Here is a 13,607-nt window from a genome sequence, read left to right as displayed (position 1 = left end):
GCCTAGACTAGTCCCTTCACTTTGCTGGCCGGCTTGCTGGCCTGGTTGCCTGCCGGGTTGGTGCCCGGATTGGCAAGGGGCGGATGAATGTGCCGATCAGCGGCGGTGAACAGCGCCGCTGGTGCACCACCGGTAGCGGCCCTCGCTTTCCGGCCAGTGTCCGTCAGGTGAGGCATCATCTTGCGGGTGAAGTTTCCGGCGGGCAAGGCGGTGTCCCACACGGCGTCATAGACCGTGCGGAGCTGCGTCAGGGTGAACTCCTCCGGCAGCAGGCGTGCGGCTACAGTGGTGTATTCCATTTTTCCGGCCAGCCGCTTCAGGCCCTCCTGCAGGATGGCCTGGTGATCGAAGGCCAGTTCATTGCTGCTGAGAATGTGGTGGACAGGATGCCACGCGGCAGCTGCGGCGTCAGAGCCGGCGGCGATCTCCGGAAGCACAGTTCCGTCAGTTGCAAGCAGGGCCAGATGCGCCACTGTAACCACCCTCATCCGGGGATCCCTGTCCGGGTGGGTGTACGTTGCCAACTGCTCCAGGTGGACCGGCAGGCTCCCCAGGTCCAGTGCTGTCTCTTCGGCGAGTTCCCGCCGCGCCGCCTGTTCGGCAGACTCCTCGGGCCCAACAAATCCACCGGGCAGTGCCAGCGCACCCTTGAAGGGATGCCCTCCCCGGCGCACCAAAGCAACGTTCAACGTACCCGCAGACACCGCAAATACCACCAGATCCGCAGTAAGGGCTATGGAAGGGTAATCTCCGGGGTTGTAGCTTTCCAGAAATTCCCTGGCTGACTTTGATCCCTGGGTCATGCCATCGCTCCTTCCAAGGCGGTGTTGGCCACAACTGTTCGGGTTGCCCAGGGAGGTGAAGTAAACCCACTCCGCTGGGCAATCATCAGGTCAATCATCTCAATGGCGGTCTTCAGCCGGCGTTCCCGGTCACCGGTAACCAGCACCCAGGAGTGCCCTTCCCCGGTCAGTGTTTCCTTGAACCACTCGGTCATTTCTGCCCGTCGGTGTTCACCTTCACGCCAGCCGTCATCTTCAAAAGCCACACCCTCGTGATCGGTTACCAGGTACAGATCCCTCCGCGGCAGGACGTCTGCTGCGTGGAAGGATCCGTAGCTTCCGTCACCGAGGTAGTACCGTTCCCACAAGGTGGTGGCCAGCGCATCAGTGTCTGCTATCACCAAGGGGCAGGCATCCGCTGCAGCGTTTTCCATCTGGTTCTGCCGGGCGCCGATCACGCTGAAGTCCTCGGGAGTCCACACCATGTCTTCCAGACCAGCCCCGGGCGTCCCGCAGCGGAGCTTATTGAACTTTTCATAGGTGTATTCACGGCCATACTCGGGGACATCGGCAATCCTGGGGAACCTCGGCCGGTAGTGCTCAGTGAGCGCTTTGGCCAAGGTGGTGGTGCCTGTTGATTCGGCGCCCACCAGGATGATCCGTGTTGCCAGTTCCTGGCGGGCGGGAGCGATGATGGAGGGCCATGCATCAGCGAGGTCTTCGCGGCATTGAGTGCCGCTGATCGGGTAAGCAGTCCGGGAGGGGTCCACCAGGACACTCTCTGCCCCGAACGCCTCGGCAAGCCGGGCACCATATTTCTCAGAAGTGAACACAGCATCAACTTTCGTCACGCCATGGCTCTTCAAGGCCAGCCGCATCAGCTCTGTTTGAGCTTTCCAGATCTCGTCCGAGTGGTAATCCTCGGGGCAGTCGTTGCGCATTCCCATGATTTCCACTCCGTCAACGTCATGAAGTTCAGCGGTCAGCCACTTGACCCTCTCATCAACAGTGATGGACTCGAAACGGCTGCCCAGCACCAGGACCGCCACCTTCCCGGTCTGCGCCGCGGCGGTGGTCACCAAATGTGCGTGGCCTGCGTGTGGCGGGTAGAACTTGCCGATGACCATGGCTTGCTTGAACATCTCAGACTCCTGCCGTCAGGGCTTCGGGGGTGGCCGGGGTTTCAGCGCTTCGTGCTCGCTTCCAATCGATGAGTCCGTAGACGCAAAGAGCCAGGAATCCGATGTAGAGGAGCGCGGTCAACGTCAGTCCGCGGCTGAAGTAGAGCGGAATGGAAACCACATCAATGAAGATCCATACGTACCAGTGCTGGAAGATTTTCCTGGCTTGACCGTAGGTGGCCACCAAGGACGCGGTCAGCACAAAGGCGTCCGGCCAGGGAACCTGGGAATCGGTTCCGTGGGTGAGGACCATCGCTACGGCTGCCGTGCCCACTGCGGTGACTCCCAGGCCGAGGAGTATCTCCTTGGAGCCGGCGTCACGGATGGGGAGATCATTCCGGCTCCGGGTGCCGGCCTTGCCACGGATCCAGTTGTACCAGCCGTAAACGGCAACGACGGCGAAAATGACCTGCAGGACAGCTTCACCATAAAGGCCCGCTCCCAGGAACAGGACGGTGAATGCAATGTTGTTGAGGATTCCGATGGGCCAGTTCCACAGCTCCTGCTTGGCCACACCGTAGACGCACGCGGCGCCGGTAACGAAACCGATGATTTCGATCCAGCTCACCGGGCTGCCAAAAAGATCGGGAATCGCCGGGGAATTCATCCAGTCGAGCAGTGTCATGATGATTGTCCTTTGTCATCGTTATTATCAAGCTGACAATTAGGACTGTAGCAGGATTATCGTCAGATTGACAATAACCCTTGGAGTGTCGCATAAACGCAAGGACCGCAGGAAGCTCCTGGCCTCCTGCGGTCCTGGTGTCTCCGCTGGTCTTCTTTATCTCCAGCGGCTACGCGAATTTATCTCCAGCGGCTACGCGAACTTGGCCAAGGGATTGGCCAGACGGCCTGCCATCTGCAGCCCGCCGGAGGGATCCGAGATGTCCAGCATCTGCTGGTTGTTCCTCAGCTGGAGCCGGTTGAGGCAGGACAGCTCGAAGTCCGGAGCAAAGAGATCATGCATGGCGAACTGATCCGCAAGCTCCGGGTGGCGTTGCTGGTACTCCCGCAGCACGGCAGCGGCCGTCCCCCAGAACTCGTCCTCCCGCAAGGTGCCGTCCTCCACAAGGATGGCCCCCAGGAAGCGGAAGATGCAGTCAAACACGTCAGTAAAGATCGCGAGGACCATCTCCTCGGCCGGAATCTCCGCCTTCACGCGGGAGACTTCCTCGGGAAGTTCCAGCCGGTCCCCCATCACCACAATTTCCTCGGCAATATCCTTCATGATCGCGCGGACCGGGACGCCGTCCTCGAGGATCAGGATGACATTCTCACCGTGCGGCATGAACGCGAGCTCGTACTCGTAAAGGCAGTGGACCAACGGTACGAGGTAGGCCTCAAAGTAGCAGCGAAGCCACTCGGTGGGCGCCAGGCCGGACCGCCGGATCAGCTCGGATACCACGGAGTTTCCGGCACCATCCACGTGCAGCAATGAGGCCATGGTAGCCAGCTGCTGACCGTCCTTGAGCAACGGCAGTGGACTTTCCCTCCACAGGGCGGAGAGCATCTTCCGGTAGGGGGAACCCTTGGCCGAAGCCGCCTCGTAGTAGTGGTTGTGGTATCCAATCGCCGCGGTTTCACGGATCATGGCCAGGCCCCGGTCCTGGAGCTCCTGGTCCTTGCTGATCAGTTCCTGCAGCCAATCATTAATAGCCGGCGTTGCCTTCATGTACTGCGGCGACAGTCCGCGCATGAACCCCATGTTCAGCACGGACATGGCCGTTTTGACGTAGGCCTTCTCCGGATAATCGGTGTTAAAGAAGGTGCGGATGGACTGCTGTGCCTGGTACGAGTCCTCGCCCGTGCCAAGGTTCACTATGTGGCGCTGGGCGATTTCTGCTGCAAACGTCACTGTCAGCTTGTTGTCCCACTGCCAGGGGTGGACCGGCATGAGGAGGTATTCCTCAGGATCCAGGCCGGAGGCGGAAAGCTCTGCGTTGAACCAGGCGAGGGTGGCAGGCCCGAGTTCGGCCTCGAAGTGCGTGCGGTAGTCCAGCCCCGCGCTGGAGGTGAACACTGCCTTGCTGCGGTGCACCGCGATCCACTGCAGTTTCACGGTTGCGCCTGTTTCCGGTGCGAACGCGTGGTAGTCCGCGATCCCAAATCCAAGCCGGCCATTGTTGGCCACGAAACAAGGGTGGCCCTCGGTCATGCTGTGCTCAATGGCCTGGAAGTCAGCGGCCCGGTCAGTCCCGCCCGTGACACCCGCAGCCAGTTCCGCGGAGCTGAAAGGCTTGCCCTGCTTGTACGCGTGGCTGGCCAGGGTGCTGCTGATCTCTTCCAAATACACGGGCAGCATTTCCTGACGGATGGCCAGAGCCTCGTGGAATTCGGCAATGAAATCCAAGGCGTCCACCGGAAGCTCTTGGCCGTCGCGCAACCGAACAATGGATTCGCTTGTTACGGACCAGTGCTCCAGCTGCAGGACCCGGGCGCGGAAGCGGTACTCAGTAGCGTCGTCGTCGCTTACTACCTTGAATAGCCCGACGCCGGCAGCCTCCTGGCGGATCAACTCCGGAACCAGGATGCGCTCGTGGGAGAACTCGGCAATGGCCTTGCGGACCAGATGCCGGTTGGCAATGGCCCAACGTTCCGGGGTCAGATGGGAAACGGGCTCGGCGGCCGCGCTGATGGTGGTTTCGGCGTGTTCGGCCGTACCGGCAGTTGTGGTCACAGGGATTCTCCTCTGGTCGCCGCGGCAGGCGCGGCCAGAATCGGGGTCAGGGTGGCGAGGAAGTCCTCGCGGGTACAGAAACTCAGCAGCCCTTGCTTATGGTCTTCGGCGGGATCGACGGCGGGAAGGGTCACCACGCCGTGCGGACGGAAGCCCACTTTTTCATTCAGGACGTGGATTTTGTGGTTTCGGGCGTCAGGCTCCACCACCACCCTCCGGGTTGCGGGATCAGCGAACAGTTCGGCCATGACAGACTGCATGACGGCGGTGGTGAAACCGCGCTGCGGATCACCCGTGGGCGGCGACACCAAAAGGTGCATGCCCACATCACCGTGCTGGACTTCGTAGACGTCCGCCAGCGGCGACGACTCGGGCCGGTACCGCTCCATCAGGAAGGCCGGAGCGCCGTCGTCGAGCCCCATGAACGCTTGGTGATGGCCCGATTCCGCAATCCTGGAGTATTCCTCCACAACGTCCTGCTCAGTGGCCGAAACCATGCCCCAGAACCGCGCATACTCTTGACTGACCCAGCTGTGGAGGACGGGTGCGTCTGTTACGGGGTGGACGGGCCGGAACGTGAAGCTCATACGGTTGCTCCAGCGGTTTCGGGGACGCCGGCAGGTTCTGTATTAACGGCGGGAGCGGGTGCGCCAAACTGCTGGAAAGCGATGCTGCGCTCGATCGGGTAGACCTCCCGGCCGGTAATTTCGCGAAGAATGCAGGAGTTGCGGTAGGCCGCCATGCCCAGGTCCGGGGTGACGAAGCCATGGGTGTGCAGCTCGGCGTTCTGGACAAAGATTTCGCCGGGTACAACACCGGTGCCGTAGTTCCTCTCCACGTCGAAGCGGCCCTTTGAGTCACGGCGGATGCGATGGTGGATTCCGGCCAGGAACGCGGGCTCTTTATAGGTGTAGCCGGTTGCCAGGACCACGGCCTCGGACTCCAGGGAGTAGTCTCGGCCGTGCTCCTCGTGGTGCAAATGGAGAGTGTGTGTGCCCGTGGCGGGGTCCCACTCCGCGGCAGTGAGCGAAGAGTGGGTGTGCAGCTGGGTGTCCACCATGCCGGAGAGGCTCTTGGTGTAGAGGAGATCGTAAATATCGTCGATCAGATCCGAGTTGATGCCCTTGTACAGGTTCTTCTGGCTCTTGATCAGCGAATCGCGCTGCTCACCCGGGAGCGAGTGGAAGTAGTCCACGTATTCCGGCGAGGTCATCTCCAAAGTGAGCTTGGTGTACTCCAGAGGGAAGAAGCGGCCGGAGCGGGTGACCCAGTTGAGCTGGTAACCGTAGACATCAATTTCCTGAAGGAGTTCATAGTAAAGCTCCGCTGCGCTCTGCCCGCTGCCAACAATGGTGATGCTGCGCTTGGACTGCAGCTCACTCTTCCTCGGCAGGTAATCGGCGTTGTGGAGGACAAGTCCACCGGCTTCGACTATTCCTGCACAGGAGTCCGGAACATACGGGGAGGTGCCGGTGCCCAGCACCAGCTTGCGGGCGCGAAGCACCTCAGCGCCGTTCGGGCCTTGGACGGAAAGCCGGTACACGCCGTCGTCGTAGTTCACATCCAGCACATCCGTGCTAAAACGAACCGATTCGAGCTGGCCGGCCACCCACTGGCAGTACTGGTTGTATTCGGCACGCAGCGGGTAGAAGTTTTCCCGGATATAGAAGCGGTACAAGCGGCCGGTCTGCTTCAGGAAGTTCAGGAAGGAGAATGGCGACGTCGGGTCAGCCAGCGTCACAAGGTCCGCCATGAAAGGCACTTGCAGATGCGCCGGCTCCATCATCATGCCCGGGTGCCAATCAAAAGACTCGCGGCGGTCCAGGAACACGCAGTCCAGGTCCTCAACCGGCTCGCTCAGGGCGGCCAGGCCAAGGTTGAAAGGCCCGACGCCGATGCCTGCGACGTCGTAAATCCTGCCGTTGTTTTGGGTGCTCACGCTGCGGCCTCCGTGGTGTTCGCCAGCAGGACGTTGCCTGTCCGGCGGATAAGTTCGATGATTTCCTGGATATCCCTCAGGCTCGCCTCGGCGTTGAGGAGGGTGAATTTAAGGTAGTGGCGTCCAGCCACCTTGGTGCCGGCAACAACGGCCTCGCCGGAAGCGAAGATTGCGGCGCGGATGGCGGGATTGAGGACGTCCGCAGCATCGTCACCCAAGGGTGCGCCCTCAACCGTGGGCCGGTAGCGGAATACGAGCGTGCTCAGCTGGGGCTCGGCCGCAAGTTCGAATTCGGGGTCGTCAGCCAGCAACGTTCCCACCCGGGCGGCGAGGTCGATCGCTTCGTCAAAGAGTGCACCGATTGCGTCGGCGCCCATGATGCGGAGGGTCAGCCACAGCTTCAAAGCATCAAAGCGCCGTGTTGTCTGGATGCTCTTGTCCACCTGGTTGGGGATCTCGGCCTTCGCCGCGCTCTCCGGGTTCAGGTAGTCCGCATAGTAGGTGACGTGACCCATCATGGCGCCGTTGCGGACCAGGACTGCACTGGAACTGACGGGCTGGAAGAAGGTCTTGTGGAAGTCAACGGTGACGGAGTCCGCCAAGTGAATCCCGTTCAAAAGGTGACGGTGCCGGCCGGAAACGAGGAGGCCTCCACCGTAGGCGCCGTCCACGTGCAGCCAGGAATCATAAGCCCGAACCAAGGCGGCCATCTCGGACAGCGGGTCTACCGATCCGAAGTCCGTGGTCCCGGCAGTGGCCACAACAGCCATGGGCACCAGCCCGGCGTCGTGCGCTTCCGCCAAAGCAGCCGCAAGGGCGGTGGGATCCATGCGGTGGTCTTCGGTGGTGGGCACGGCAATGACGGCGTCGAAGCCCAGGCCCAGCATGGAAGCAGACTTCTGGATGCTGAAGTGACTGTCCACGGAAGTGAAGATCCGCAGCCGGTCCAGCAGGTGCGGCAGGCGTGCGTCCCCATTCGTCGCCCGCAGCTTGGCCACCGCATGATTGCGGGCAATCAGCAGCGCCTGGAAGTTTGACTGGCTGCCGCCGGAGGTGAACACGCCATCGGCGTCTTCGGTGAAACCGATGCGCTCCGCGGTCCAATCGATGAGGCGGCGCTCGATCATGGTGGCACCGGCGCTCTGGTCCCAGGTGTCCATGGAGGAGTTCACGGCCGAAAGTATTGCTTCGCCCACCAGCGCCGGAATGACCACCGGGCAGTTCAGGTGAGCTGCATAGCGGGAATCGTGGAAGTAGATGGCGTCCTTGAGGTATAGCCCGTCAAGCTCTTCCAGGGCGGCAGCAGTGTCCGGCAGCGGACGCTCAAGATCAACGGCAGCAACTTTGGCTTTCAGCTCAGCATGCCCGACGCCGGTAAACGGCTGGGAGGTCCGTTGGACCTTGGTGGAGACCGCGTTGACCCCCTGAAGGACCTGAGCGACGTAACTGGGTGAATTTCGTGCGTTGAACAGCTGGTTGGTGGCAGCGAGGGCCAGTTCCACTTTGGAGCCAAAATCCTGCTCCTGAGCGATCCGCTCTTCGACACTAGGTGACGTCACGTCAGCTTCCTTCCATTGCGTTGGGGCGCTTGTTAGCAAAGGCAAGCCTTACTTAGGTAAGCCTTTCCGTCAAACTTTTGTGACCTATTTCGCTTAGAAGGCGTTTTCTCGGGTTTCTACCGCCGGGTACTGCGTCATTGACTTTCCTTGGAGCCCCATTCAGTGCAAAATATGGCATCTTTTGAGCCACTGAAATGTGCGGGTCCAGGAGTAGAGTGCAAGGACTATCGGCGGGCAGCAGTCGGGGGACCCATGAAAGACCATGTTCACGAGCGCATCGGTTTCCGTGAAATCGATGAGAACGGCAACGCATTACCCGCAGTCAGCCCTCACGTGCCCGAGCAGCCGGACCCCGAACGGAAGCATGGCGCCATCAACCCGTTCATCATTGCGGTGTGGGTGCTGGATGCGGCGTTGATAATTTTCGGTATCTGGGCTTTGAATGAAACAGTGGCAGCAATGGCAGCACCAACACAGTTCTCCAACTCGCCGCAGCTGGGCTACATGCTGATGTCCTACACACCCTATGTGCTTCTGGGCAGCCTGCTGCTGACGGCGGCCCTCCTCTTCTGGCATGCGGTGCAGTGGCAAAAGAAGAGGGCCGAAGGCTAGCGCGAGACCAGGCTAGTTTAAGGCTGGTGGTTCCTGCGGCGTCCCATGAGGAACATCAGCAGCCCCGACCCCATCACCACGAGGCCGATGGGCAGGACGGTGAGAACAACGCCTGTGGTGGCCAGGAACCCTTCGGATTGACCCGGGGAATCCAAGCTGTGGGATGAAACAGCACTTCCGGACCCGGAAGTTCCCGATTCTGAAGTACTCCGTTCACCGGAGGTGTCCGAGCCCCCTGACGTACCCGCCGCGCCGCCTCCGGGCCCATCGGAAGCGCCAGGTGCTGCACCTCCTGCTTCCGCAGTGCCTGGAAAGGTTACAAGAACGCTTGCGGTTGGCGTGGTAACCGGCGGACCCCCGGGAGGTGTACCTGTTGCAGTAGCCGAGGTGGTGACACTTCCGGCGTCGGCGTCAGCCTGGGTGATCGCATAACGCGCCGTAGCGGTGACCGTTTGACCGGGAAGCAGGATCCCTTCGGCGCCGGGCCAAGCGTAATCGGGAAGCTGTAGTCCCGGCATCTGGTGATTGACCACAACAGCCGTCATGGGCACATTCCCGGTGTTTCGGAGCGTGAACTTGTAGACGATCACCTCACCCACTGCCGTGGGATCGCCGAGATCCGAAGCGTCCGCAGTGGCCTTGAACTCCAAAGCTGAAGCCGCGTTCAGTGGCGTGTCCGTTTCACTCGGCGGAGGCGTTACGGAAAGTCCCGTGGGGGCAGTACCGGTGGCCGTAGCGCGGCGGGCCACGTGGCCGGCGTCGATGTCCTCTTGGGTAGTCAGATAGCTTGCTGCAGCCGTTACCGTTTGGCCCGGGAGGACTACGCCCGGAATGCCCGGCCAGGTGTAGGTCAACTCGGAAAGCCCGGCCTGCGGAGCCTCGATCCGGAGGTCTTTGAGCGTGACATTGCCGCTGTTCGTCGCGGCGAAGGCGTACGTGATGGTGTCGCCAACCTCGGACAACCCCTCCTGAGAGGGCTTCTGGGAGGAGCTGGTGAACTGCATGGCCGGCGCCGTGACTAAAAGAGTGTCCACGTCACGGGAAGAAGGAGCGAGTGCCAAACCTGCGGAAGGACGTCCCGTACTCGAAGCCCGATTGGCCACATGACCGGCGTCGAGGTCCGCTTGAGTGATGGCGTACGACGCCGTGGCGGTCAGCGTCTGGCCTGGAAGAAGTTGCCCCGGAAGGCCCGGCCAGGTGTAGGCCACGGCCGATACCCCAGCTTTGGCGTTGTTAATGACGACGTCCGTCAGCGGCACGTTTCCCGTGTTCTTCGACGTGAACGAATAACTGATCCGGTCCCCCACAACTGAGGGCGAGCTGAGCCCCGAAGCATCAGCGGAGAAGCTGAACTCCATGCCCGGCACGGAATCTGCCGTGTTGGTCAATACGCAGCTGATGTCCGCGCCGGCAACGGGAACCAGGGCAAAAGAACCACTGAAGGCAGTGCCGTTGGGCAGGCCCGGCTGGAGCCCGCGGGCGTCAGTACAGGTGATTCTTATGTCATAGCCGCCCAGGTTGCCGCCTGATTCGGTGAGATAGTACGTGGTGCCGGCCGTGGCAATGTACTCGCCCGTCACGCCCGTGCCTGCATTGATGGTGGCGCCGGAGCCCATGGTGGTGGAATTCGCACTGCTGCTGACCACGGGCCCGTCGGCGGAACCTGTGCGGATTTCAGGGGTGAACTGGTCCGTGTTCAGCAACCGGGCGGCGTCCAGGGCCATGCTCAGTTCAAGACGCGGGGCGCGTACGGTCAGGGCAGTATCCGCAGGCGCGGCAAGGTTGGTGGCCGCGTTGGCAGGACCGCTAACGTACATTCCCTCCTCAGCAGCAGTGACATCCACCGTGAAGGTGCACGACGCCATACCCTGGGCAACGTCCCCGCCAGTCACTGAAAGGGTGTTGCTTCCGGCCACCGCAGTCCTGACCAAAGGGCTGGTCCCCGGCGATTGCTCACACGTGCCACCAATGTTGGGTGTTCCGGCCACAACCATTCCGGCGGGGAGGGTCTCCGTGAGAAACCAGTCGTTCTTCGCGGCGAGCTCGCGGGTATTAGTGACAGTCAGCGTCATCCGGGACGATTCACCCGGGCCCACCAGGGACGGAGTGAACGCTGTGTCCAGCTGAGGGGTAACGTCCACAATCTGCGGGAGGTCGAATGCCACATCATTGCCGGCGCCGGTGGTGGTCTCATTCCGCAGTTCCAAGCCAAGAGTGGGGTTGGGGGTGCCAAACGGGACTTGATAAGGAGCGGATTGCAGCTTGGTGACATGAACGCTGGCCTGGTTGCTGCTGCCGCACGGATCCAGTCCGGCGCTGAGGAGCTGCCGGGTCCCATTGACCAGCAGGCTGAAGGTCTGGCTTGCATGGGCTGCATGGCAATTCACTTGGGCAAAGTGCGCAGACACGGCATAGTAACGGCCGGCCAGGGCAGGAGTGGCATTCGATTCGGTCCGGAACTGGACGCCGGCCGGGATGGTTCCGGCGGCACTGTTGGTGTACTCGGACAACACCTGGTTTCCGGCGGCTTCAGCCGGGCTCTGCCCCTGAGCCAAGCCGAGCGCAACGGCCATCTGCCGGACCTGGTCCCAACCGCCCGGCTGGTTCCTCAGGCAACCGGAATCGGACGTCGGCAAAGGCGTGGAGGAGTTCAGGATCCACCCATCGCATTCTTCACCGGCCGGCGTGTACGGCTCGTCAGCGGTGTACGTTTCATTGGCCGCTGAAGGACCGCCCTGGTAATCCAGGATGCTGATGGCACCTGCAGTGGCGTCCTCGTTTGAGAAACTCTCACCATAGACGGTGGTGCCGCTTTGGGCCATGCCCGGTGTCCCCGGCGCTTGGGCCACGGCAGCTGGCGCTCCGGTCCTCTGAGCTTGGGCCACGGCAGCTGGCGCCATGCCGTTAGCCAGTCCCATCGCCAGAATGGACGTGGCAATCATCGCCGCCAACAACTGGCGTGGACGTGCGTCCTTCATGGGCCATCCTCAGTGCACTCAACCATTATTTCCACTGGTTGAAAGTTCAATTAATCCAAATAAGGGCACCGAAAACATAGGGGCCCCGAACTCTAAGTGCGGGTGATGGCGGGATCATGACGCGGAAATGTCAGAAAGTTTTGGCTACCAGCAAACGCCTAGTGGTACGCGTTGGCGAACGATGTTCCTGCAATGCCCTGGCCGCCGAATCGGTAATTCAGCATCCCGTTACCGGCGTTCTCCGGCATGGCAACGCCAAGCTTGAAGGCAAGTCCCTGGACGGTCAGTGACGACGTGACGCAACGGACGTGCCGCGGGTCTGAGGCAGGACTGGTGCAGGTCCAACCGGATGGGGAAACAGTCCTACCGGCCACAAAAGTTGCCTGGTCCGGGAGGGTAAAAACTGCTTCACCCGTGGTGGGAGAGCCATCACCCTCCAGCGAAAACTCCACGCGCAGCTCGCGTTCTGCCGGCCCTGAACCGGCAGCCGAAGAGAAAGAAGCGTCAACCGTGAGAGTCGCGGCCGCTGACTGGGACCCTGCCGGCGTGGTGGCAGAGACCAGTCCGGAGTCCACCACCACGGCGCTGCGCTTCTCCTGCGCCGGGGGAATAACGACGCCGGCCGGTGATGTCTCCGCCGGCACGGGCGCCTCCTTGGGGGAAGCCCGGGTGGGATCCGGTGGCGCTGCGCTGGAACCCGGCGCTGTGGTGGGAGCAGTCATTGTGCCGGGATCGGGGGTGGCAGGCGAAGAGGACGCATGGACCGGAGGGACTTTCTCACCGGCGTCACCTGCCACAACGGACTCGGTGGCGGCATTGGGCTGAAGCAACCAGGCAAGGACTCCCGCCAGCGCCAGCACCCCCACGATGATCGCGGTGGACACCTTCCACGCCTGGCCTGCACTGCGGGCAAAGACGGAACCGGTTTGGCCGGCAACATCAGCCCCTCCTGCAGCCGGCAGCACTGCTGCTGTTGTGGCGGATGACCCCAGCGCGGCCAGCGCAGCGGGGGTGAAGGAAATGCCCGTCACCAACGGGAACAGGATGGCCCTCATGCCGCCCTGGACATCATTGAGTTCCATCAGCAAAGCGGTGCACTTGGCACAGCCATCCAAGTGGGCGTTGACCCTCTCCTCCGAGGTGCGCTTCAGGGCGTTCCGGGCGTACTTTCCCAACTGGCTGGCGAACTCTTCACAGCCATCGCCCACCGTCTGGCTGATGTGCTGCTGAAGGTATGCCTGACGCAGTCCTTCCCGCGCACGCAGGGCCAATGAGGAGACGCCGTTGGGTGTGAGGCCCACCAAAGGGGCCGCCGCTGCCGGCTTCAGGCCCTCAATGTCCAGGTGCCAGAGAACTGCTTGCCAACGTTGGGGCAAGGACTTGAACGCCTTCGCCATGATGCTCGACTCGAGATGGCTCAGGACGGGATCGTTGTCCAGGACAGCGGAATCCAGGACGGAATCGTCGGCAGCAATCGGCGTTCGGCGGGCCTTGCGGTTGCGGTCGTGGGCCGTTCGGCGCACCACAGTGAGGAGATAGGAGCGGAAGAACTCCTTCGGCCCCTTGCCCTCGATCAACAACTGGAAAATGGCGGCGAAAGACTCAGCCACCACATCATCGGCATCGCTGGGATTGTCCGCCTGGGAACGGGCTAGGTAGAGAGCGATCTTCACGTGCCGCTCATACAGCACGTCGAAGGCCTCCGTGACACCCTGCCGCACCATGGAAATGATCTGGGGATCGCTTTCAGCGGCCATCGCCAGGGTTGGGGAAGCCCCATGGCCCTTTACCGAAAATACTTGATCCATAAACAGTAGTGTGACATCAGATGCCGCGTGACTTGAATCGGCCTCTTCATACCTGTAGACAACTTTTCTTT

Annotated in this window: 10 protein-coding genes; 1 reads left to right on the top strand and 9 read right to left on the bottom strand. The window is 61.6% G+C overall.

Features of this window, described 5'->3' with window-relative positions:
* Positions 1-2: 2 nt before the first annotated feature.
* The 7 genes from ABI796_RS01470 to ABI796_RS01440 all read right to left on the bottom strand — a co-directional run bounded on the left by ABI796_RS01470 (position 3) and on the right by ABI796_RS01440 (position 8,138).
* A complete protein-coding gene (locus ABI796_RS01470) occupies positions 3-803 on the bottom strand; it encodes an NUDIX hydrolase (protein WP_141283432.1) in 801 nt (266 codons plus the stop codon).
* Positions 800-1,924, bottom strand: a complete 1,125-nt coding sequence (locus ABI796_RS01465; RefSeq protein ID WP_141283431.1) for an AAA family ATPase — start codon at positions 1,922-1,924, stop codon at positions 800-802. The genes ABI796_RS01470 and ABI796_RS01465 overlap by 4 nt, the downstream gene beginning before the upstream one ends.
* A gap of 1 nt (position 1,925) precedes the next feature.
* Positions 1,926-2,588, bottom strand: a complete 663-nt coding sequence (gene pnuC, locus ABI796_RS01460) for a nicotinamide riboside transporter PnuC (protein ID WP_141283430.1) — start codon at positions 2,586-2,588, stop codon at positions 1,926-1,928.
* A gap of 192 nt (positions 2,589-2,780) precedes the next feature.
* The gene (locus ABI796_RS01455) at positions 2,781-4,640 is read right to left on the bottom strand and encodes an IucA/IucC family siderophore biosynthesis protein (protein WP_373092146.1); all 1,860 of its coding nucleotides are present in this window, start codon (positions 4,638-4,640) and stop codon (positions 2,781-2,783) included.
* Positions 4,637-5,227, bottom strand: coding sequence for a GNAT family N-acetyltransferase (locus ABI796_RS01450; protein WP_141283429.1), 591 nt, complete (start codon positions 5,225-5,227; stop codon positions 4,637-4,639). Before ABI796_RS01450 ends, ABI796_RS01455 begins: the two co-directional genes overlap by 4 nt.
* Positions 5,224-6,579, bottom strand: a complete 1,356-nt coding sequence (locus ABI796_RS01445) for a lysine N(6)-hydroxylase/L-ornithine N(5)-oxygenase family protein (protein ID WP_141283428.1) — start codon at positions 6,577-6,579, stop codon at positions 5,224-5,226. The genes ABI796_RS01450 and ABI796_RS01445 overlap by 4 nt, the downstream gene beginning before the upstream one ends.
* On the bottom strand, positions 6,576-8,138 hold the full coding sequence (locus ABI796_RS01440; protein ID WP_141283427.1) for an aspartate aminotransferase family protein: 1,563 nt from the start codon (positions 8,136-8,138) through the stop codon (positions 6,576-6,578). The genes ABI796_RS01445 and ABI796_RS01440 overlap by 4 nt, the downstream gene beginning before the upstream one ends.
* Before the next feature lie 252 nt (positions 8,139-8,390).
* Here ABI796_RS01440 and ABI796_RS01435 point away from each other — a divergent pair, with 252 nt between their 5' ends.
* On the top strand, positions 8,391-8,750 hold the full coding sequence (locus tag ABI796_RS01435) for a hypothetical protein (protein ID WP_141283426.1): 360 nt from the start codon (positions 8,391-8,393) through the stop codon (positions 8,748-8,750).
* Positions 8,751-8,767: 17 nt separating this feature from the next.
* Here ABI796_RS01435 and ABI796_RS01430 read toward each other — a convergent pair whose 3' ends face one another.
* Both ABI796_RS01430 and ABI796_RS01425 read right to left on the bottom strand, forming a co-directional pair.
* A complete protein-coding gene (locus ABI796_RS01430; RefSeq protein WP_141283425.1) occupies positions 8,768-11,728 on the bottom strand; it encodes a DUF1573 domain-containing protein in 2,961 nt (986 codons plus the stop codon).
* A 158-nt stretch (positions 11,729-11,886) separates the two neighbouring features.
* Complete coding sequence (locus ABI796_RS01425; RefSeq protein ID WP_141283424.1) at positions 11,887-13,536, bottom strand: sigma-70 family RNA polymerase sigma factor; 1,650 nt, start codon at positions 13,534-13,536, stop codon at positions 11,887-11,889.
* Positions 13,537-13,607: the final 71 nt, after the last annotated feature.

The organism is Paenarthrobacter aurescens, assembly GCF_041549525.1.
GTDB classification, from domain to species: domain Bacteria; phylum Actinomycetota; class Actinomycetes; order Actinomycetales; family Micrococcaceae; genus Arthrobacter; species Arthrobacter aurescens.
Note: the sequence above shows the minus strand (reverse complement) of the source record. Positions and strands in the feature narration are given on the sequence as shown.